This window comes from Leptospira brenneri (assembly GCF_002812125.1).
Classification (GTDB): domain Bacteria; phylum Spirochaetota; class Leptospiria; order Leptospirales; family Leptospiraceae; genus Leptospira_A; species Leptospira_A brenneri.
Window position 1 is genome coordinate 508,252 of the sequence record NZ_NPDQ01000001.1, and the last position, 21,554, is coordinate 529,805.

The 21,554-nt window shown below is 38.6% G+C and carries 17 protein-coding genes; 6 read left to right on the forward strand and 11 right to left on the reverse strand.

The genetic code is table 11. The features are described from left to right. Nucleotide 1: 1 nt before the first annotated feature. From CH361_RS02530 to CH361_RS02550, 5 genes are all read right to left on the reverse strand, one after another. The gene (locus CH361_RS02530) at nucleotides 2-1,141 is read right to left on the reverse strand and encodes an efflux RND transporter periplasmic adaptor subunit (protein WP_100789234.1); all 1,140 of its coding nucleotides are present in this window, start codon (nucleotides 1,139-1,141) and stop codon (nucleotides 2-4) included. Beyond that, the gene (locus CH361_RS02535; protein WP_100789235.1) at nucleotides 1,138-2,469 is read right to left on the reverse strand and encodes a TolC family protein; all 1,332 of its coding nucleotides are present in this window, start codon (nucleotides 2,467-2,469) and stop codon (nucleotides 1,138-1,140) included. Before CH361_RS02535 ends, CH361_RS02530 begins: the two co-directional genes overlap by 4 nt. 39 nt (nucleotides 2,470-2,508) lie before the next feature. Further along, the gene (locus CH361_RS02540) at nucleotides 2,509-2,823 is read right to left on the reverse strand and encodes a hypothetical protein (protein ID WP_100789435.1); all 315 of its coding nucleotides are present in this window, start codon (nucleotides 2,821-2,823) and stop codon (nucleotides 2,509-2,511) included. Between the two features lie 85 nt (nucleotides 2,824-2,908). Further along, entirely contained in the window at nucleotides 2,909-3,997 is a 1,089-nt protein-coding gene (locus CH361_RS02545) for a DUF1574 family protein (RefSeq protein ID WP_100789236.1), read from the reverse strand. A 9-nt stretch (nucleotides 3,998-4,006) separates the two neighbouring features. Next, nucleotides 4,007-5,470: an MBOAT family O-acyltransferase gene (locus CH361_RS02550; RefSeq protein WP_244279483.1), complete on the reverse strand. Its 1,464-nt coding sequence runs from the start codon at nucleotides 5,468-5,470 to the stop codon at nucleotides 4,007-4,009. On the opposite strand from CH361_RS02550, the gene CH361_RS02555 reads away from it, so the two are divergent. Continuing rightward, entirely contained in the window at nucleotides 5,469-7,433 is a 1,965-nt protein-coding gene (locus tag CH361_RS02555; RefSeq protein WP_100789237.1) for an acetoacetate--CoA ligase, read from the forward strand. The genes CH361_RS02550 and CH361_RS02555 overlap by 2 nt on opposite strands. Further along, nucleotides 7,430-8,191, forward strand: a complete 762-nt coding sequence (locus CH361_RS02560) for a hypothetical protein (protein WP_100789238.1) — start codon at nucleotides 7,430-7,432, stop codon at nucleotides 8,189-8,191. Before CH361_RS02555 ends, CH361_RS02560 begins: the two co-directional genes overlap by 4 nt. A gap of 10 nt (nucleotides 8,192-8,201) precedes the next feature. On the opposite strand, the gene CH361_RS02565 is transcribed toward CH361_RS02560, so the two are convergent. The 3 genes from CH361_RS02565 to CH361_RS02575 form a co-directional block, all read right to left on the reverse strand. After that, a complete protein-coding gene (locus CH361_RS02565) occupies nucleotides 8,202-8,618 on the reverse strand; it encodes a c-type cytochrome (RefSeq protein ID WP_100789239.1) in 417 nt (138 codons plus the stop codon). A gap of 36 nt (nucleotides 8,619-8,654) precedes the next feature. Then, nucleotides 8,655-14,372, reverse strand: coding sequence for a LamG-like jellyroll fold domain-containing protein (locus tag CH361_RS02570; RefSeq protein WP_100789240.1), 5,718 nt, complete (start codon nucleotides 14,370-14,372; stop codon nucleotides 8,655-8,657). A 210-nt stretch (nucleotides 14,373-14,582) separates the two neighbouring features. Then, on the reverse strand, nucleotides 14,583-15,557 hold the full coding sequence (locus CH361_RS02575) for a cysteine synthase A (protein WP_100789437.1): 975 nt from the start codon (nucleotides 15,555-15,557) through the stop codon (nucleotides 14,583-14,585). Nucleotides 15,558-15,604: 47 nt separating this feature from the next. Between CH361_RS02575 and CH361_RS02580 the strand changes: the two genes are divergently transcribed. The 4 genes from CH361_RS02580 to CH361_RS02595 are packed head-to-tail and all read left to right on the forward strand — an operon-like array spanning nucleotide 15,605 to nucleotide 19,447. Beyond that, nucleotides 15,605-16,924 carry an MFS transporter gene (locus CH361_RS02580; protein ID WP_100789241.1) on the forward strand — a complete coding sequence of 440 codons (1,320 nt, stop codon included), beginning with the start codon at nucleotides 15,605-15,607 and terminating at the stop codon, nucleotides 16,922-16,924. 43 nt (nucleotides 16,925-16,967) lie between these two features. Then, complete coding sequence (locus CH361_RS02585) at nucleotides 16,968-17,510, forward strand: SRPBCC family protein (protein ID WP_100789242.1); 543 nt, start codon at nucleotides 16,968-16,970, stop codon at nucleotides 17,508-17,510. Nucleotides 17,511-17,525: 15 nt separating this feature from the next. Continuing rightward, on the forward strand, nucleotides 17,526-18,590 hold the full coding sequence (locus CH361_RS02590) for a glycoside hydrolase family protein (RefSeq protein WP_100789243.1): 1,065 nt from the start codon (nucleotides 17,526-17,528) through the stop codon (nucleotides 18,588-18,590). After that, nucleotides 18,587-19,447: a pirin family protein gene (locus CH361_RS02595; protein ID WP_100789244.1), complete on the forward strand. Its 861-nt coding sequence runs from the start codon at nucleotides 18,587-18,589 to the stop codon at nucleotides 19,445-19,447. Before CH361_RS02590 ends, CH361_RS02595 begins: the two co-directional genes overlap by 4 nt. A gap of 17 nt (nucleotides 19,448-19,464) precedes the next feature. Here the strand turns inward: CH361_RS02595 and CH361_RS02600 are convergent, their stop codons facing one another. The 3 genes from CH361_RS02600 to CH361_RS02610 are packed head-to-tail and all read right to left on the reverse strand — an operon-like array spanning nucleotide 19,465 to nucleotide 21,545. Further along, entirely contained in the window at nucleotides 19,465-19,767 is a 303-nt protein-coding gene (locus tag CH361_RS02600) for an LIC_10421 family protein (protein ID WP_244279485.1), read from the reverse strand. Between the two features lie 54 nt (nucleotides 19,768-19,821). Continuing rightward, nucleotides 19,822-20,838 (reverse strand): type I phosphomannose isomerase catalytic subunit, encoded by a 1,017-nt coding sequence (locus tag CH361_RS02605; RefSeq protein WP_100789245.1) that lies wholly within the window; start codon nucleotides 20,836-20,838, stop codon nucleotides 19,822-19,824. An 11-nt stretch (nucleotides 20,839-20,849) separates the two neighbouring features. Continuing rightward, a complete protein-coding gene (locus CH361_RS02610; RefSeq protein WP_100789246.1) occupies nucleotides 20,850-21,545 on the reverse strand; it encodes a DnaJ domain-containing protein in 696 nt (231 codons plus the stop codon). Nucleotides 21,546-21,554 lie beyond the last annotated feature (9 nt).

A 21,554-nucleotide genomic window follows, 5' to 3' on the forward strand; every position in this document is an offset into this window, starting at 1 on the left:
TTCACTCACCACCAAATGTTGATTTGAATAAAATGGCTTTTAGTTCGAAGGCAGCTTTTGTTACAACAAGATCTCCTGGTTGTGTACCTGAAAGAACTTCTACTTTGCCGTCGTTAGTACTTCCTGTTTTGATTTCTATCCAATGAAATTCGTTTGGTTTGGATTCTAAAAATATAAATTTTCGATCTTGGTAAGATTGAATCGACTCTTCTGGAATTTGAATTCCATTTCTTTTGTTTACCATTAGAATCGCTTTTCCAAAGAGTCCAATTTTTGCTTTACGATTTTTATTTTTAAAAACAACCCTTGCATGGACTGTTCTAGATTCAGGGTCTACCTTTTCACCAATATGTTCCAGTGTTCCGTCAAATTCCAAGTCAGGATAGGCATTCAAAATAATTTTGCCAGAATCACCTTCCGAAAGATATTTTAAATCGTTTTCAAAAATTTTGGCTTGGAACCAGAGTTCAGATAGTTCGGCAATAGTTGTAAGGATTTGATTACCCAAAACCATAGAACCTGGAACTGCATTTCTGGAAAGAGCAAGACCTGATCTAGGAGCAATCACGGTGTATACACCAGATGCGGAATTATCTATACCAAGTCCATTTGCTCGTAAATTTTCTTCAGCGGCATTTTTTTCAGATTCAACTACTTTAAAATTTGCTTCAGCATCAATAAACTCTTGTTTTGCTGCTAGATTCATTTTTACTAAAGATTGAATTCTAACTAAGTTTTGTTCTGCTGCGGTAAATTTTGATTTTGCAACAAGATAGGATGACCTAAGTTTTGCAAGTTCAGGAGAATCAATTGTTGCCAATTTCTGCCCTTTTTTTATATAATCGCCTTCAACAAAAAAAACAGAAGTGATGCGACCTGAAATTCTGGTAGGAACATCGATGATTGCATCGGGAACTGCTTCCGTTTCTCCAATCAATTCTATTTTAGTTTGAATCGATTCAGTTTGGATCACTTCTGTTTCTAAGTTTAAATTTTTTCGATTTTCTAAAGACAGTTTAACAATCTCTTTCGATTCTGGTGATGATTCAACATTGTCTTTCGATTGATTCAATTTCCAAAAGTATATGGCAATGGAAATGAATAAGATGGATGTAAGTAGGATAAGGTTTTGTTTTTTCATGGTTTGGTTTCCAATGTGTCGCTAGGTAAGCCGAGAACACGAACCAGCTCAATTTGAGATAATTCAAACTCTGTTTTTGTGTTCAGGTAATTTAATTTTGTTTGTAAAAGAATTCTCTGTTGGTTGATTGCATCTATGATTTTAATTTTTCCAAAACGAATTGCTTCTTGCAGATTTTTTAAATCTAATTCAGCTCGTTCCATTCTAACCTTATCATAGAGTTTTATTTCTTCCGAAAGTGTTAGGTAGTTGGTCACGGCAAACAATACTTCTTGTTTGATGTTTCTTGAAACGGATTCTTTTAGTTCTTTTGAGTTATCAATTTTTGCAGAAGCAATTATTGTTTCCCCTTCGTAATCTCTCCAAATGGTCATGGGGAAACTTACCATCCCTCCAACAACTTTCTCGTTAAATCCATCATTCTGTGCAAAAGCACCTAAGGTCACGTTGGGAATTTTCTGTCGTCTTACTTCATTTTGACGGAGAAGGGCTAATTCTATTTCCTTTTCCGATAACATTAGCTCTGGACGTAATCGCATCGCCATTTGAATTAATTCCGTTTTTTCTTTAGGAAGATCCTTTGGTAAAATCCAGTTTTGTATTTGAATCGTTTCTTTATCTAGTGTAAAGCCGAGTAACACTTCTAATTCTGATTTTGAATTTTCCAAAAGTCGATGGATTTGATTCCAGATTCTAAAGATTCGTATTTCTTCAGATTCTGATAAGGATTCATCGATTCCTGGTGAGAGCCCTTCGTTTACCCTTGCTTTTGAAATGATTTTGAGTTCTTTGACAAGATTTAAACTGCTAAGATTATTTTCTTCTTCTAGTTGGAGGTATCGAAGTCGTGTAATTTTTTTTACAGCTTCGAATTCCAATGACCGCCTAACGGATTCTAATCGAAATACTTGTGCCTTAAATTCTTCGTCAGCAATTTGAACTGCAATTTCTCTTTTACCATTAGTAAAAATCTCTTGATTGACCATCACTTGGAAGTTATGTGCAGAATTAGGCTCTGCTTGGAAAACCGAACCTGAAGATTCTCCTTTTCTGGTGGCAAGATAACTATTAAAAACTGGATTGGCAGGGAAATAGTAAGAGGCTATTTTTTTCCTTCCCGAAATTTCTTTTAGTTTGATTTCCTCGATTCGGTAATCGGGGTGTTTGTTTACAATACATCGACTGAGTTCGAGTATAGAATGATCTTTCTGACAAACATTTGCAGAAAGATTACTGGACTCTCCATGAATTGGTAAAACATGGATATAGATAGAAACCAAACAAAATAGAAGTACATTCCACTGTTTGGGAAAAAAAGTAAAATTCATAAAACCTCCAAAGTGGTTTCGCAAATAATTGCGAATCAGCTAAGTAAGGTTATGTTTAGGTGGTCGAAAAAAGACGTTTATCGTAACTAGTTTTGGAATCAAAAGTTCAGGTTGATAAATATAAACTTTGTGAAGTTGGATGAGTATATGGGAGAGGTATAAATCCCAAGAACAAGATACAATTAAATTACAAGGACAAGAAAAACAAACATGGTCTGTATGTTCGCCATCTTCGTCTAACTCATGCCCTGGATTGATGTCTGATGCGTGGTCTAAAAATGCATAGGGACAACCACTTTCAGGGGAGCCAATAAGTCCACAATTGACTTCATTGTCCACAATGCGTTGGTACATAAAATTGGTAGAAAATAGAAATAGAAAGCTAAATAGAAAAAATTTCCTCCATATATTGGTTTTTTTCTGGTTTAACTTCATAAGATTATTTAAAGTTTGGAATTTCCTTTGCCGTTTGCAATAACTTATCTGCAATTTCTGGAACACAAATTGGGGAAACATGGCTACAATCAACGTAGGTCTGGCAGTTTGTATTTCCTTCATTTAGACTGATGTACCGGATATTTTTGGAATTTGGATCAATAAACTTTTGAATATTTTTTTGATAAAGTTCTCCACCTGTGATTTTTCGTCTTATGTCTTGGAAGTAAGGGTGGATTTGAGGTTCCCAAATGACCATAGGAATATTATGTTTTTCTGCGTGGTCGATGATTTTGCGAAAGAAATTAACTTCTGGATTTGAAAGCTGATAATGATTTAAAAAGAGTTCTCTTCGTGATTCCGCATAACCCACAATTCTTGCTTGGTATTCATTTTCTGGAAAATTATCGGAATGAAACCCAATACGATCTGGTGTAAAAGGTCGTTTTGCATTCATCACGGAAGATAATCCAATGAAATAATTGTCGTTTGCAACACGTTTACCCGAGATAAGATTTTTGACTGCAAGGATTGGATTAAAGTGATAGTTATAACCTAAAAAAAGAAGGCGAGCGATAATATCTCTTTTAAATTGTGGGTTCATTGCATCATATATGTCCAAGAGTTCATCTTCGTGTAACATAAGTTCGGCCCACTTTGTTTTATATGTGTACACATTGTTTTCGTTAAACATTTCTTCCGAAAATTCTAAAAATACAACGTCTGGTTTGAATCCTGAGTCCGTCATAGATTTTATAATCAAGTAATACAAAAGAAATTCTGATGCTTTCACTGCTGTTCTTGTTTCAAAATAAATTGGTTCTTTTAAAATTGATTTTGTTACTGGTATTTCTGCCCATTCATGAAAAAGTTCCGAACGAGACGTTCCTGTAACAACCGCAACTCGGTTGCCTTTTTTTTGAGTTGTTTTGTTTTCCTCCCAAATTTCAGGCATACCCAAAATCAAGTTCTGTCCGGCTTTGTAACTTCGCCGACCACTTTCTCTTACATCAGGAATACAAATTAACTTATCCACTAATATAACGAGGAGTAAAAGTAAGAAGGGAATCAAAATAATGCGAATATTTTTCATAAGTTCTCTTTAAAATTGGAAGTAAATAAAAGTTTCTACAGGTGATTCGATTTTGATGACTGCAAAATAAACTAAAAAAACAAGGATAGGAATGATCCAATTCACATAAGGCATCAGTTTGTTTGAAAAATAATTTTTGAATTCTAAAGCTTGCAATAAATAACTGACAACTAACAATCCCCAAAAATCAGGACGATAAATAAATTTACCTGTTGTATTCAGTGCGGAAGTCCAAAATATATAAATTTTATTCAAAGAATCAATTCGGAAAAAAGTAGCAAGGATAGAAAAAATTACAAAAACCCAGATAACGGCCAAAATCTTTTTTCCAAAACCCATTGACTTTCTGTCTGGTTTTCCGAAAGCAATTCGTTCTACTGATAAAAATATTCCATGAAAAAATCCCCATAAAAAAAATGTATAAGTATTCCCATGCCATAAACCAGATAAAGACATAACAATGATCGTGTTGATATTATACCTTATTTCTGAAACCCTATTTCCACCTAACGGAATGTACAGATAATCGCGAATCCATGTGGATAGGGTGTAATGCCATCTAGACCACAATTCGCTGAAACTTATTGATAAAAATGGAGATCTGAAGTTTTCAGGAATTTCATAACCTAACAGAAATGCAGAACCTCTTGCTAGGTCTGTATATCCAGAAAAATCTCCATACACTTGGAAAGAAAAAGCAATCGTTGTTAGTAAAATAGAAATCCCATCATACTCGCTTGGATTCATATAAACTGGGTTGATGATTTTTGCAAGTTGATCGGCAATTAGAACTTTTTTTACAAGTCCTGAGATGATATGAAGGATGCCTCTTTGTACAAAATCCAAATTAAGTTTTGCATTATCAATTTGCCCATAAAAATCATCATGGCGCATGATTGGGCCCGCAATGAGTTGTGGAAAAAATAAAATGAATAAAAGGAAATTCATAAACGGAGATTCGGTGAATTTCCCGCGCCATGCATCTACAATGTATGCAATCATCTGAAATGTATAAAAACTAATCGCAAGTGGTAAAACAAATTCGGATAGAGATTGTAAGATAGGTATTGTTAATTCACCTTCCTTAGTTAAGTATTGAAGGTAGGTCAAAATATACTTAAAAAAACAGAGGTTAAGGAGGTTGAGACCAACACCAAGGTATAAGTATATTTTTTTTCTAGTTTTTAAAATTCCTAAAACACAAAAATGGGAGAGAACAATAAAGAAAACAAAATGAATTAAGAACGATCCACTCCAATATCCGTAGAATAAAAGTGAAAAAATGATTAGAACGTATTTGCGAAACCGAGAAGGTAGAATCCAATAAATAGAATAACAAGCGATAAAAAAGTAAAGATAGTCAATGGAATTGAACAGCATTTTCCCTAGAATTTCTTCGATATTTTTTTCTACCAGCCATTTTACATAATCATACTTGCCTCTAAAATCAAATCCTGGAAGATCAGTCCTCATGGCGACTCAAAATAAACTTTGGACACCTCAAACAAAAGATACAAACTTATCCCGTTTTTTAGGACATCTAGAATCTAAGTTTACAAAATCATTTTCTGATTATGTTTCTTTGCATGAATTTTCAGTCGTCGAGTATCAATCCTTTTGGAAAGAATGGTTGTCTTATTCTGGATTTAAGTTACACAGTGAACCAGAAAGAACCTTAGATCGTGGAACCCATTTTTCAAAGACTCATTGGTTCCCTGGTGCTTTGTATAATTTTGCTGAAAATTTACTCGAAGTCGGAAATCCAGATAACTTCGCTTTGGTCTTTTATTCGGAAGATGGGCAAATTCAAAGGTTAAAATATTCGGAACTCAAAGCGGAAGTTTTAAAATTACAAAAACATCTAATCTCACTTGGTGTAAAAAAAGGAGATCGTGTTGTTGGTCTCGTTCCGAATGCTCCCATAGCAACGATAGGAATGTTGGCAACAACTTCGTTAGGTGCTATTTGGTCGAGTGCTTCTCCCGACTTTGGAGTTAGAGGAATTCTTGATCGTTTTGAACAAATCCAGCCGAAAGTTTTAATTTCTGTTGAGTCTTACTTGTTTAAAGGGAAAAAAATTTCGATTACAGATAAATTGGAAGAAGTATCGAATCAACTGAAGAATGCAGAAAAATCAGAATTCAAACAAACTTTAATTTATGATTTTGTAGAACCTATTAAAGATTTTGGTAATATCCAATTTCCATTTCGTTATAATGAAATTCCTTTACCAGATCCTTCTGATAATCTCTCTTATACTTCCATACGTTTTTCTGATCCAGTGTATATTATGTTTTCCTCGGGAACTACGGGTCTACCTAAATGCATTGTGCAAGGTGGAGGAGTTTTGCTCAATCATACCAAAGAGCTTGCCTTACATTGTAATTTGTCTAAAGGAGACAGGTTTTTTTATTACACAACTTGTGGTTGGATGATGTGGAACTGGTCACAATCTGCTTTGGCTTTGGGAGTTACATTGTATCAGTTCGATGGAAATCCGTTTCATCCATCTTGGGAAACATTATGGTCTATGGCCGAAAAAGAATCCATTCAAGTTTTTGGAACCAGTGCAAAATATCTTTCTGTTTTAGAAGAAGAAAAGGTTCAGGTCAAATCAAAGTATCCGTTATCTGATTTGAAGGTGATTCTTTCGACAGGTTCTCCTCTTCCCAACTCTGGATTTCGTTATGTATATGAAAATATAAAAACAGATGTTCAATTGTCATCCATTTCTGGTGGAACTGATTTGAATGGATGTTTTGCTTTGGGTAATCCCAACTTACCTGTGTTCGAAGGTCAAATTCAGTGTAAAGGTTTGGGAATGGATGTACAAGTATTTAATGATATGGGTAAGTCTGTGAAAAACGAGAAAGGCGAACTCGTTTGTCCTACACCGTTTCCATCAATGCCTCTTTTCTTTTGGAATGATGATTCTGGGAGTAAATATAAATCCGCTTATTTTGAAACTTATGACAATATTTGGTGTCATGGTGATTTTGCATCCATCACACTTGAGGATGGTTTGGTGATTTATGGCCGTTCTGACGCCACCTTAAATCCTGGTGGTGTTCGTATTGGAACCGCTGACATCTACTCTGTGGTATCTACCATCCCAGAAATCAAAGATAGTGTGATCATTGGCCAAGAATATAAGGATGATGTTCGCGTGGTTTTGTTTGTTGTTACTGCGGATGGTATAACTCTTGATGAAAGTTTAATTAAAAAAATTAAAGAAAAAATAAAAACAGAAACTTCTCCAAGACATGTTCCTTCTCTTGTTCTTTCGGTTCCAGAAATTCCTTATACTGTGAATGGTAAAAAAGTAGAAATTGCCGTAAAACAAACGGTAGCTGGTTTAGAAGTGAAAAATAAAAACGCATTAGCAAATCCAAATTCATTAGATTTTTTTAAAAACAGAAAGGAACTGTCTGAATGAAATTCTGCTGGACTCCGTTTGTGTTTTTGGTAGTTTATTTTTTTGTTTCCAGAAGTCTAGTTGCAGATTCCAATAAGATTCATTGGAGTTCTTGTTTTCGTACCAATTGTATTTCCTTTGATCTTCCTTCGCGGTGGTATCTAACCGAACGTAGATCCAATGGATTTACTACGAAGTTTGATCATTTCAAAACACCGCCAATCAAAGAAGAATCGGGAAAAGAAATCATCCCGGCCCTTGTGATTCTGTTTAAAGAATCAGAAAACAAACTTCCTCTTCATCCTGTTCTTTTCCATGGTGGGTCTCGGAAATTAAGTTTAATCACAAATGTTCGAAAATCTTTCACCTTACAAAAAATTCCCAATACGGAAAATCATTTTAAGTTTTTAGGAATCTTTGGAAGTTTTAAAGATATGGAAGATTCAATTCTTCAACACTACATCACGGCTACGGAAGAAGAGTTTGGATTTACGATTTTGATTACTTGTTACGAGTCGGTGTATCCTCAAATCGAAAAAGATATTAGTTTATTTTTAAATAGTTTATCTCACGAAAAAAGATCTTCACCTTGGCAAATGAAAAGTCCAGAAGACCAAGTGACCCAGGCGAAGGAATTGGAAACAACTGCACTTGATCGATTGAAAACTAAAAAATCGGAAGAGATTGAAACTGCATTAGGTGAACTAAGCGATTCTTGCGAATTAGGTTCTGTGACAGCTTGTGAAATGTTTACTACATTGATGAATTTAGGAAGATGATGTTTTCAATTTATTTTTGCATTTTTTGAATGTAATTTGCCACCGCATCAATTTCTTTTTTTCGCATATGTGAATATGCTTTCATATAAGTTCCAGGAATTCCATTTTGGATGGTCTTGGCAATGGCTTCTTTACTAGAACCGTAAATATAAGTCGATTTGTCTTGGAAATTGGGAACTCGTGAATTGGATAATAGACTCGACCTAGTTCCCCGTCCATTTCCTTCCCTCCCATGACAAGAAGCACAGCCATTTTGGACATACATGGCTTCCGGGAAGGGAATTGTCACTGCAGGAGGAGGAGGGGGTTCTTTTATGGGCACTTCATTTTCAGGAGAACAAGAAATCAAGATTTGAACTAGAATGAATAAAAAGAAAATGTAAAAAATTCGAAAAGGATTTTCAGGGAAGTTTTGTAACAGAATCATGTATTGTTTTTTTAAGAGTAACTGTAATCTTCTATCTCAATCGCAAAGGTTTCCAGATCCAGCTAAACTGATATTGTATTTTTGAGATAAATAACAATGTACGATGGTTCTTCCCGCAAGTGTCATACTTGTATTGTAATAGAGAACTTCACTGATATGTCCTGAAAAGAAATTGGAAGAACCAGTAGCATTCGAACCTAAATAAATATTATTTGGTGTAAAGGTTTGGTTTGTATTTAAAGTAACCGTATACTGGATGCCATTGAGAAAAATTCCAAATAAGGAGTTTGAGACATGTTCTGCCGTCATCAAATAAGGTATGAGCGTTCCATTAAAAACTGGATTACTATAACCAATATCCGTTCCGAGTGGTTTTGTCATATGGACTCGATTGCTTTGGATATTATAAGAAACTCCGTCAGCTGCTGATTCAAATAATGTACCATCGGTCAGCGAAGTTCTACTGAAAGCCATAAAGAAAGTGGAATTATTGGAAGGAATGTCTAAGGCCGTAACTCGGTAAAGGTATTGTGTACTTGCCCCATTAAAGGAAACAGAAGGTTTGCCATTAAAACCTGTCATATTATAAGTTGGTGCTGAGATTCCGTTAAAGAAGGAAGCGGCATTTCCACTGCGATCATGCCAAGTAGTTATGGCTGTTCCGTTTCCTTGGTTTGATAAACTATCGGCACTTAAATAAAGCCGTAAACTACTGGAGGCTAAAGTAGGAGACCAAGAGGCCACTTGTCTTGGATCATAACCGGAAAGTGATTGGATTTCATTTGAACTCAGAGCACGGTTGTAGACCAAAACATCATCAATCAAACCAGAAAAACTAGTACTGAGATCTGTTCTAGTTCCGATGGTAAAACCAGTAATATTAGTATTCCAAGTGTTTTTGATCTCTGTTTTTAATAACACTCCATTATGGTACAACATCGCCAAATTACCATTATCTGGTCCGTTGTAAACCCCACAAAGTTGGTGCCATACGTTTTCATGATTGTAGTAAAAACCTTCTACGTCATTTCCAAATCCGGAAAACAGATACCTGCTGCCGGTGTTTGCCGTTCCTAGAGAGATCAAACTATCGGTACTCGTTTGTCCATAACTCACCATTGTTCCTGGATCGGTGAGGTTTGATTTGTAATGAACACAAACAGTTCTTGGTTTGTTGGATTTTGGCAATTGGGTATTGGTAGTATAAACAGAAAGATAATTGGTTCCATTGGAACTAATGGCACTGGATGTATTTCCAAATCGATCGAAAGTAAGACCAACACCGGTATTCAGGAATTGGTTTCCGATCCCACTCACATCTTCTATTGTTTTATTAAAGTCAAAACGAGCGACTAGGCCTACCGGGATTTGCGCAGACATCAATCTCACTTCTTTTCTGGTTAAGGCTTTTGAATAAACACGAAGGTCAGTGATTTTTCCCGCAAAGTATTGGCTTGGAGACGACATGATCCTCCCTACGTAAATACCAGTGCTTGGAGTTGTATTCACGTAAGAACCAATACCAAATGTGGTTGCAATATCTACACCATTCAAGTAGATATATCCGTCGTTTCCATCAAAGATTCCACAGAGGTGAGACCACCGATTGAGTGGGATGGAATAATATGTGTACACCTCTCCAGCACCTAACCCACCGTAACGAATCATATTGTCTCCAGTCCCACTTTTATAAATTGATAATATAAATTCAGATCCGGGAACTGGAGTTCCATAGGAAAATATGGGTGAATGTTCGTTTCCATTGACTGGATATCTTTCTGGATGGACCCAAACACAAACACTACGCGGGTGGTTTCCTGTTGGTAACCCAATTTCTGAACCATTCACATAACCATTGTCACCTGATAAAAATCGAACACTTGTATTTAAACTTCGGTCACGACCTGGTGCAAATGCCGAATAACTTCCATACAATCCAAGGGTTCCTCCCACTGGCCCCGTTGAATCTAAGTTAGCGTTCATTTCGTACTGTAAGAGAAGTTCAATCGGTCGAGAGGAATAAGAATTTCCTACGAGAGCAGAATTGGCACTGCGAGCTAGGTCACCTATTTCTGCTTCATTGAGAAGGCGCGAGTAATAACGGACGTCTGCAATACTACCAGGAAAGAAATTTGCAAGAGAGGATACCCCAATAGAAAAATCCCCTGTGGCTGCATTAGTTGTTAGTTGTTTTTGAAAAAATAAATTTCCATTGTGATAGATTCGATATACATTATTTGTATCAACCGTCATGGCCACATGAGTCCATAATCCAGGGATAATATTTATATTAGCGGGATCAGGAGGATACCCACCTCTCATAAGACCTAATTGACCTTCGGAATTGATAAAGAGTCCGTGTCCATTGGAAGCGGCGACTCCATTATAAGCGATGACTTTGGAAACCCCGGGACTAGTTCCATCCCAGTTGATCCAGGCAGAGATTGTGATATTGTTGATGGAACCTGTTGGCGAAGGTGCCGTCCCTGCATTTCCAGTGGATGTAGTAGCAGCACCAGAAGTTTCTCCAAATCGACCCAGGCCAAATCCAGGGCTTCCCACGGAGGTGATGGTTTGGTTTCCGACTTGGTTTTGAACAGATCCATTGAGAGGATAGTAAGCGATTAGTCCAGAAGGATTGATGGATCTAAGTTTAAAGAGCCCTCCGGTGACCAAAACATTTCCAATATTGGCAATATACATCGGTGCATTGAGTGAGGCATTGATTCCCTCTCCATCTCTAAACCCAAGAGTGGAGCTACCGGCAAAGATGGTTGTTGCTCCTGTCACCTTATGAGTTTTTAAGATATTATGCGCGCTGATATTGGCAGTGTAAATATAATCCCCGACAATTGTCAGTCCTTCTGGTTGATTGAAATCCCCTCCGCTAGTCAGGGTGGTGACTGCACGAGTACGTAAGTTGAACACGCGTATGGCGGCGTTATTACGATCAGCTAAATACAAATTTTCTCCGTCAACGCTGAGTCCTGCAGGAGAGGCAAATCTAGCAAGCGTTGGATCTGGAGAATCAACATTTGCGTTTGGTGGTGAAACTGTTGAATTATCACCTGCAATTGTTTCCGTATAACCTGTGCTAATCAAAACTCTTTTGATTCGGTTTCCAGTAAACTCGGTTACATAAAGATAAGTACCATCTGTGGCAATACCTCGTGGCAAATTAAAAGCACTGATCGCTCCTGACCCTGCCGTATTTCCAGCACTATTATTTCCCACAAGGGTTGTCACGGCACTTGTGGTAGGGTTAAAAATTCGAATTTTATGATTTCCTGAATCGACAATGTATCCTTTGGTTCCATCAAAAGTGATTCCACCGAGAGTTCCGAATGTGGCCGAAGTACCGGTTGCGTCTGTACTGCCACTGCTAGCCTGTCCTGCGGAAGTGGTGACTACTCCACGATAATAATGCATGTGTATCGGAGCTGGTTTTTTCGCCGATATGAGATTTCCATAACGATATCCTTGGATACAGTTCACGGCAACATTGGTAATGTTGGCTCCAAGTACGGTTCCTGAATAATTGGATTGGATCGCACAGACATAACCGGGAGGTTCTGCTGTGATACTGATATCATAATTAGATCCACTAGTTATGGGTGTAGTAAAGGAAATTGGAGTGGTTGTGGCACCATCAGGAACATTGATGGTATCGGTTCCATTGGTAACAGTCAGACCTGGTGGTAGGGCCACATTGCTTGTGATGTTCCCACTCATACTATATTGATTCACTGTGCAGGCGATGGCAATGTTTGTGATGGCAGCAGAACCTACGGTTCCCGTTCCATCGGTAATGTTACAAGTTTGCCAAGGGTTTTGTGGTCCCGAAAGTACAGTCACCGAATAATTGGTACCAGTGGGAATGGCAGTGTTGAAGGTAAAGGTTCCATTCCCAGCAATGGTCAAATCATCCCCTAAATTATTTTGTAAAACAAAAGTATTCACTCCAAAAGGAATGGTGAGGGTACTAATCGTTCCCCCCACAGTATACACATTCGGTTGGTAATTTAAAGTAAGGATATCACTATCAAGATAATCCACCTTACACATTTTCGCTTTTACATTTTGAGAAGAACCTGGAGTGGGAAATATATAATTCCCGGATGTTCCCGTAGAACAAGTATTTGCTGTGGCACCGCAAACTGGGTCTGTTGGTGTTCCTACAGCTCCATTCTGACAAACCCAAGTGGTTCCCGTTGTGGTTGTCGAAAAACTCACCGTTTGGCTCGAGTTGAGTAAAGATCCAGTCGCTAAACTAGGAGTAGGTGTTGCCACTTTCAAACTATATGTGGAAGTTGTGACGGTTGATGTTACCCAACCTGTTTTGCAATGGATGGCTTTGATGACTGCTTGGTTGTTACTCGTTAAGGAAACTGTGGATGTGGTTGAAGTTCCTGTGGAACAAGTGGGATCGGCCTGTCCGCCATTACCTAAAGTATAACGATACTCTGATCCCGGAATGAGAGTGGAGAGGGTGACCGTTCCATCATCATTAAAAACAGAACCTGTAGTTGGCGAAAAGGAAGCTGTAGTCAAACTACAATTGAGTACGGCAGTCCCTTGATTCGAATTGGTTCCCGCATGGGTTCCTCCTGTTGTCATCGTGCATACTTGGTTAGGTGCTGGTGTGGAAACAACAATTTCGTAATCGGAACCACCAGGAATGGTGGTAGGGAAAGAAAAATTTGTGACCCCTGCATTCACAGTGATTTGTTGGGTGGCAAAGGCTGTGCCTCCGGTATTGACCAAATCTAAGGTTACCGATCCACTCAGGATACTGGTTGTTGTTCCCCCAGGACTAGAGACGGTTCCACTGATTTGAAATGCATTGCTACAATTGACAGGAATGGTATAAGTTCCATTGGCAATTGTTATTGTACTGGAAGCTAAAGAACAAACTCCTGTAGTGATGGTCCCTCCAGGGTTATCAATGGCAATCGAAAAGGTTCCACCACTCAAAAAGGTTCCAGGAAAGGGAAAGGTTCCGTCCGTTGTAACGTTGATTGTGTTTGTTCCATCTAACGTAAGTTTTAGTTCGTTTCCAGCTGTGAGTGTTCCCAAAATCCCCGTTACTTGTGCGTTTACCACAAAGGAACTGGTAATACAATTGATCGCTACTGGTATGTGGGCTGCGGCCATAGTTCCAGAGGTAGCGGCTGGCGTTGTGATGGAGCAAGTTTGGCTTGGACTTGTGGGTTGGCTTACAATACTGAAATTATAAGTCTCGCCTGCTGGAATGGGTGGCAAAGAGAAATTTGCGGAATTGACATTGATGACATCCGTGCCGACTCCAGTTATATTTTGTATCTGTAGTCCGTTGCCTGAAAGTCCTGTTACGGTTCCAGAAATGAGATACAATGCATCTCCACAAACAATTTGAATCCCTTCGATATTACCGTTTAGAACTGTTCCAGATCCAGAGGAAACAATACATTTCTGGATGGGGGAAGAGGGGGCTGTTTTGACCGTTACATTGTAAGGAGAGCCAGATGAGACTTTTTTAGAAAAGGTATAAGTTCCACTAGTACTTACATCGACAACATCACCGTTGTTTTCAATCTGTAGTCCGGTTCCCATAAGACCTGATACGCGGAAAGAAATAGAATAGGAAAGGGTGTTAGCCTGTAAAAAACGAAATGTTGTGTATGTCTCCAAAAATGATCTACTGATGCTTGGAAATTGACAAGCAAACAGCGGCAATACGGCAAGGTATGTAACTACTTTTTGGACAAAGTTCATTTGGACTAACAATTTAAGAAAGGATTTTAACCTTTCTTTGGTGGTTCTTTCTACTTTCGAAAATTAAAATATTTGTTTCTACAAAGTCCAGATAATTTCTTTCTAAGATCGGAAGAGTTTCTCTTTATTATCGGAAAAGTCCGTACATTCCGTTACTTTTTGAGAGATGGTTTTAATTTCGAATCCAAATTGGCCAAACTTTTGTTTGGTTCAAACGAGACCTTTCGAAACTAGGAATTCATGGTTGAATATCTTCGATTGGTATTTTGCTCCACTGTCACATAACACGGTGACTATGGTGTGTCCAGGGCCTAAATCCTTGGCAATTTGGTAGGCAGAGGCCAAATTGATTCCCACACTTCCTCCCATAAACAATCCATCTTTTTTAAGAACTAAGTTCAGAATTCGAAGCGCTTCTTTGTCATGGATACGAATGGCATCATCGGCAGGCATCCCTTCCATGTTTTTGGTGATCCGCCCCTGTCCAATTCCTTCGGTGATGGAAGAACCTTCAATGGTGATTTGTCCTGTTTTGACAAAGGAGTAAATTCCAGATCCATAAGGGTCGGCCACGATACATTTGATCTTGGGATTTTTAGATTTAAAATAAAGTCCTGTTCCCGCATAGGTTCCACCCGTTCCGAGGGAGGCTGTCCATACATCGATTTTCCCTTGGGTTTGCTCCCAAATTTCTGGGCCTGTGGTTTCAAAATGCGCGTTCCGATTTGCTAGGTTATCGAATTGGTTGGCCCAAAGAGAGTTGGGAGTTTCGAGCGCAATTCGTTCAGAGACACGTACGTAATTTCCAGGATCAGCATAAGGAACTGCAGGGACAAGCGTCACATCAGCACCTAACGTGCGTAGCATTTCTATTTTTTCTTTGGATTGGGTTTCTGGAATTACTATCACCGATTTGTAACCCTTTGCGTTACAAATATGGGTGAGACCAATCCCCGTATTCCCTGCTGTACCTTCTACCACGGTTCCACCCGTTTTCAGGAGTCCTTTTTTTTCGGCGTCTTCAATGATATACAAAGCAGCTCTATCTTTGACAGAACCACCTGGATTTAAAAATTCAGCTTTGCCTAAAATTTCACATCCTGTTTCGTCACTGAGTGAATTGATGCGAATCAGTGGGGTGTTCCCTACAGTATCAATAAAACCATTTCTTATATTTGTTTTCATGAGAATCGACTTGACTCCTTCTCTATAGACTTCCATCTTCCTAGTCTATGTTACAAACCATTCGCCAGTGGTTCGCTCCTGCTCCATCCATCCCTTTAAAAACGGAATCAGAAATTCAATCTCTGTATCCGAAATTTCGTTTCCGAGTGTTAGAATCAACTTTTCTCGGTTATACGACCTATTACTTAACTCGAAATAACTTCTCTCCTGTTTCTAAAGAAATTGGTGAAGCGTTATCTTATTCTAAAACAGAAATAGGTGACATCCTCGCAGTAACTGCCATCACTTATGGGATTGGAAAATTTCTCATGGGAGCTCTTTCCGATCGTTCCAATCCGCGAAAGTTTATGGCGGTAGGTTTGTTTCTTACTGCCATTTTGAATTTTTCATTTGGATTTGCGAATCATTATTGGATTCATCTTTTTTTATGGGGAGCGAATGGTCTTGTGCAAGGAATGGGTTGGCCACCATGCGGGCGTTCACTTGGGCATTGGTATTCAGTAAGAGAACGTGGTACTACGTTTGCATTTTGGAATATTGCACATAATATTGGAGGCGGACTTGTGGGAGTGGTTGCTTCCCACTCGGCAGCGCAGTTAGGATGGCAATATGCCTTTTTTGTCCCAGGGGTCATTGCACTTATAGGATCTGTTTATTTATACATTCGGCTTGTGGACACACCGCAGTCAGAAGGGCTTCCTCCTGTTGAGGTCTACCGAAACGATTACCCACCAGAAGAAAAAGAAAATCACGAATCTGAACTAACCACCAAACAATTGATTGTTGATCAAGTTTTGTTTAATAAATATATTTGGTTATTCGCGATTATCAATTTTTTTGTTTATATCATTCGTTATAGTTTGATTGATTGGGGTCCAACGTACTTAAAAGAAACAAAAGGAGCTGACCTTTTGGGTGGAGGTTATTCCACACTCATTTTGGAATTTGGAGGAATTGGTTCTACCATTCTTATGGGATGGGTTTCTGATAAATTTGATGGAAGGAGGGGAATGGTAAGTTTACTTTGTATCATCCCTATTTTCTTTGCTTTTTTAGGAATCTTGTGGAACCCTCCAGGTTCCATATGGATTGATTATCTACTTTTTGGACTCATTGGACTTTTTATCTATCCACCTGTTATGTTGTTAGGTGTCGCTGGTATCGACTTTACTTCAAAAAAAGCGGTGGGTACTGCCGCTGGGTTTATTGGCCTTTTTGGATCTTTGGGTCGTACGGCCCAAGGCAAAGGTCTTGCCATTCTTGCCACAGAATATTCATGGGACGTTGCCTTAGGTGCTATCCTTGTTTCCACTTTGATTGCAATCTTCCTTCTTGTTTTCAGTTGGAATTTGCGACCACGTGGGTAAATAAATTGACTAAATCGGAAAACGACCTTAGGATATTTTACTTATGACACTCGGCAGAAAAATTTCTATAGGACTCATTGGCCTCGTCGCCATTCCTCTCATCGTGGCTCTCTTTTTACCAACCCAATACCAGGTAGAACGTACCATCGATATCAATAAACCAGCCTCGGAGGTATTTGATTTTATTCGAATGTTAAAGAACCAAGATAAATACAGTGTTTGGGCGAAAAAAGACCCTAATATGAAAAGAATATTTACAGGCCAAGATGGTAACATCGGTTTTATTTCTCGTTGGGAAAGTTCGGACCAAGAAGTGGGAACTGGGGAACAAGAAATCAAAATGGTGAATGCGGATGCTTTGGAGATGCAAACGGAACTTCGATTTATAGAACCAATGGAAGCTACAGAACGTAGTTATATGAAAGTTTCTTCACTAGACCAAAAAAAATCCAAAGTCATTTGGGGATTTGATGGTTCCATACCTTATCCTTCCAATTTGATTTGTCTTTTTATGAATTTTGACGAATTAATCGGAAAAGACTTTGAAGAGGGGCTATCCAACCTTAAAGTTGTTTTAGAACGATAAGGAAATTCATTTCGATTGAACAAACAAAATATCTATTGGCAACTCTACCAAGATGATCCCATTTTAAAACCCGGGTTCTTTTCTCCCATTCTTGCGGATCCGAGTTTTTTATTTCCTGAAAATTGTCCCGATGGCCTTTGGCATCTGTTTGCACACAATTTGTTTGGTGTGCAGGAGTTTCTTTCCGAAGATGGGATCCAGTGGAAAAAAAGAAAAACAGTTCTTTGGAATGCCATGCGTCCCTTTCTTTTTTTTGAAGAAGGAACTTATTATCTCTATTACGAAAAATATAAATTCCTTCATGTACTTATGTCCTGGTTTCCCTATAGAAAGTGGAAATCACGAATTGAAGTCAGAACTAGCAAAGATTTAAAAACTTGGTCTTCCCCGCAAACGGTCATCCAACCAAAATTCCCTTTCCATAAAGATGTTAAATATGGAGATTCTGTCAGTAATCCGTGTTTGGTGAAGTTCGGAAAAAAGTACAGAATGTACTTTTCTTCATCTCTAGTTTACATTCCCGATTGTGGATTTTGTGAACCAAAACATATCACCGTGGCCGAGTCGAGTTCTCCTCTTGGCCCTTTTTCTTATTTTTCGGATCCCATACTTTCTCCTAGTGAGATGGATCCATTTTGTAATTTAGCTGCAGGTTCCTTAAAGGTCATTGAATGGAAAGGTCGATACCTTGGATTTCAAAATGGAATTTTTTGGAATCCAGTGAGGAAAGAATCCTGTTCGGCCATTCTCTTTTTACAAAGTGAAGATGGTCTCAACTTTGAACGCATCAACCAAACTCCGATCCTCGGACCAACTGGCAAAGGATGGAAAGCAAGCCATGTCTATGCTTGTGATGTAAAGTATTCGGAAGCGGAGAAAATCTTTATCCTTTATTTTAATGCCAGAAACAAGGCACATTGGACTCAAGGGAAAGAAGCCATCGGTCTTTTTGTTGGAAAGGTAGAGGAATCAAAAACCGCTCCAAAGAAAACCACCAAACAGGTGCAAAAAAAGAAGGCCAGCCCGAAAAAGAAAATATCGAGTCCAAAAACTAAAACAGGTAAGTCTAAACGGAAATGACACGTTCTCTTCATGGACACTCCAAAGATTTAGGTGATAATTTTATCATCCGTCGCGTTCTTCCTGCTATGGAAAAACGCTCCATAGGCCCCTTTGTTTTTTTTGACCACTTTGGTCCGGTACCCGTAGTCACAGGTGAGGAGCTTGTAGTTCGGGCCCATCCGCATATTGGCCTTGCTACCATCACTTTTTTATATGATGGTGTGATCACACATCGTGATAGTTTGAAAGTGGAAATGGACATTCGGCCGAATGAAACCAATTGGATGGTTGCCGGATCTGGTATCGTACACAGTGAACGGTCAAAATTTGATCCCAAATATGAAATCTTAGAAGGTATACAAACTTGGATTGCTTTGCCAAAAGAGAAAGAAGAAATAGATCCTAGTTTTGAACATTTTTCGGAAGGGGAAATGCCGGTTCTTAAAAAAGATGGTTTAGTATTCCGTTTGTTAGGTGGTAGTTTTCTAGGATTACACTCACCAGCCACGGTTCATTCCCCTTTGTTTTATGCAGATATAGAAGTGAATCCTTCGGTAGGGGAAGTGGATTGGATCCTTTCAGATAAAGAAGAGGCGGGGCTTTATATTTCTCGTGGTTCGATTGAGTCAGGGGACGAATCCTATGGGACAGGATCTATGGTTCTTTTTGAAAAAGGAAGTTCTGTAAAATTCAAAGCTAAACAAAACAGCCGTTTGATGTTGCTCGGTGGGGAACCGCTCACTGAAAAAAGAAATCTGTTTTGGAATTTTGTTTCTACAAGGCAAGAGGCAATTGAAAGAGCAAAGGAAAGATGGGCAAAAGATGAATTTCCAAAAGTCCCAGGGGAAACCGATCGAATTCCTTTGCCCAAATAAAGGTTAAGATTAGAATTTTATTTTAAATCATCAGCAGCTTTTTTATATTCCTCTGCTTCTGCTCGGAATTCTTTAGCAAGGGTTAGGCAATGTTCTTTAAACTTTGCTTGGGAAACTGCTTTTCCACCTGTAGTGACCGCCATTTTTTCGTGTCTTTTTGCGTTGGCTTCCTTCTCTTTTGCCATCGCACTTAAGTAGGACCGCGCCGCTTGTTTACTCTCTGGAGAATTTGCTTCTTTAATCATCAAGTTTTCAAGTTCAGACAAAGCAAATACGGATGTAGATGCTAACACGAGTAATAGGGAAATAAATTTTTTCATAGAAACCTCTCTGTCATCATTATACCCTTTCTATTGGTTTGTCAATAGGGTAGGTTATTGATATTTTACAGTATCAGAACCGGCTGACATAAAAGCCAATTTGGTGCCCGTTTCTGCGAAGGCAGGAATGGTTTCCGAAAACCCTGAAGCTGTAACCATGAATGTTTCGTTCGGGCCAACCAGTTTTTGTAATTCAGGAAAGTAAATAGACCCAGAGATGGTATAAAAAATGCCAAAACTAACAGGTTCACATAACTTTGAAAAAGTGAAATTTTGCGCTTGGTTAAATTCCCAAGATTCCAAATGGAATTTATCGTTGGAAGTGAACTTGTAACGAGGGAATGGGTGATAAGTGATGAGTTCTTTGGTTTTTTTTTCAGAACTATCGGACTTTTGAAAGTTTAAAACTGCTAAGGCTTTTTCTAAATGGAGTTCTCTTGGATTTCCATCATCCCCTAAACGACCATAATCATACACCCGGTAGGTAGAGTCAGAAGATTGTTGTACTTCTAAAAGGAGAACTCCTCCACCAATGGCATGTATTGTACCCGGATTTAATAAAAATACATCCCCTGGTTTTACTTTCCATTTTCTGAGGATCGTTTCCCCTAAGTTTTGTTTTACTAGAGACTCGTATTCTTCTCGGCTTGTGTTAGTATCAAATCCAACAACGAGTTCTGCCCCTGGATCAGCGGACAAAACGTACCAACATTCTTTTTTGCCATTCGACTTAGGATCGTATTTGAGTGCATATTCATCGTCGGGATGTACTTGGACAGAAAGTTTTTCTTTAGCATCAATAACTTTGACAAGTAAAGGGAGTCCTGACTGGGCAAACGGTTTTCCTAATACATCGTTTGGGGCCTTTCGTATAAGATCTGTTAAAGAAAGATTTTGAAATTCAGAATTTTGAATGCGGGAAATTTCAGTTCCGTAAACGGAGACTTCCCAAGACTCACCAATTTGTCCCTCTGGAATGTTCCGACCAAGTTTTGTTTCGAATTTTCGCCCACCCCAAATTTTTTCCTTATACTGGGGGTTCAAAAATAGAACTTTGGGAATCTTTTCCATCGATTTCCTTTTTAGACAGCACTCCTAGGCCGTAAAGGGATATTTTTGTGAACCAAGAGTTTCACCGTTAAGTATTTTTTCTTAAAATGAGTAAACGAATCAGGCCGGAATTTAGAGAGATCAAATTCAAAAACCTTTCCGTGAATGAGAGCTGATTTTGGAAACTCTACCTTTAGATTTCGATAACCTTTGTAACTTCCCCGTCCACTGCAAGCGGGGCAATGTGGGTCACCACCCATACAATCTCGGCAAACAATTCTTACGGTGAGTGGAATGACGGCAATCACCGATCTAATGACTTCTGATTCTTTTAAATCAATGATTAGGTCATAATTGATTCCTGTGACTTTTCTGCGGTCTTTGTTACGGAATCCTTTTCTCATTAACCCTCGTTTGGCGAGTTCTAAAATTCCGGTGGTAAACCGAACACGAGCGACGGGTAGAATCACGGGATGTTCTTCTAGTTTGCGTTTTAAAAATTCACGAGCATAATTCTTTTTGAATTCTTCATCATATAACTTTCGTCCTTCTCCGGTTAGGGTTTGGTATGCGAAATAGATACTTTGGAATTTAGAATAGGAGCCAGTGAATGGGTTATCTGGATGGAATTGTTTTACCAGATGACGGAAAGAGGATTTAATCTCTTCCGTCGTGGCTCCAAAAGGAATCTCTAGGACTTCGTAGAGGTGTGGCATGGTAGGACTCATTCCACCCTC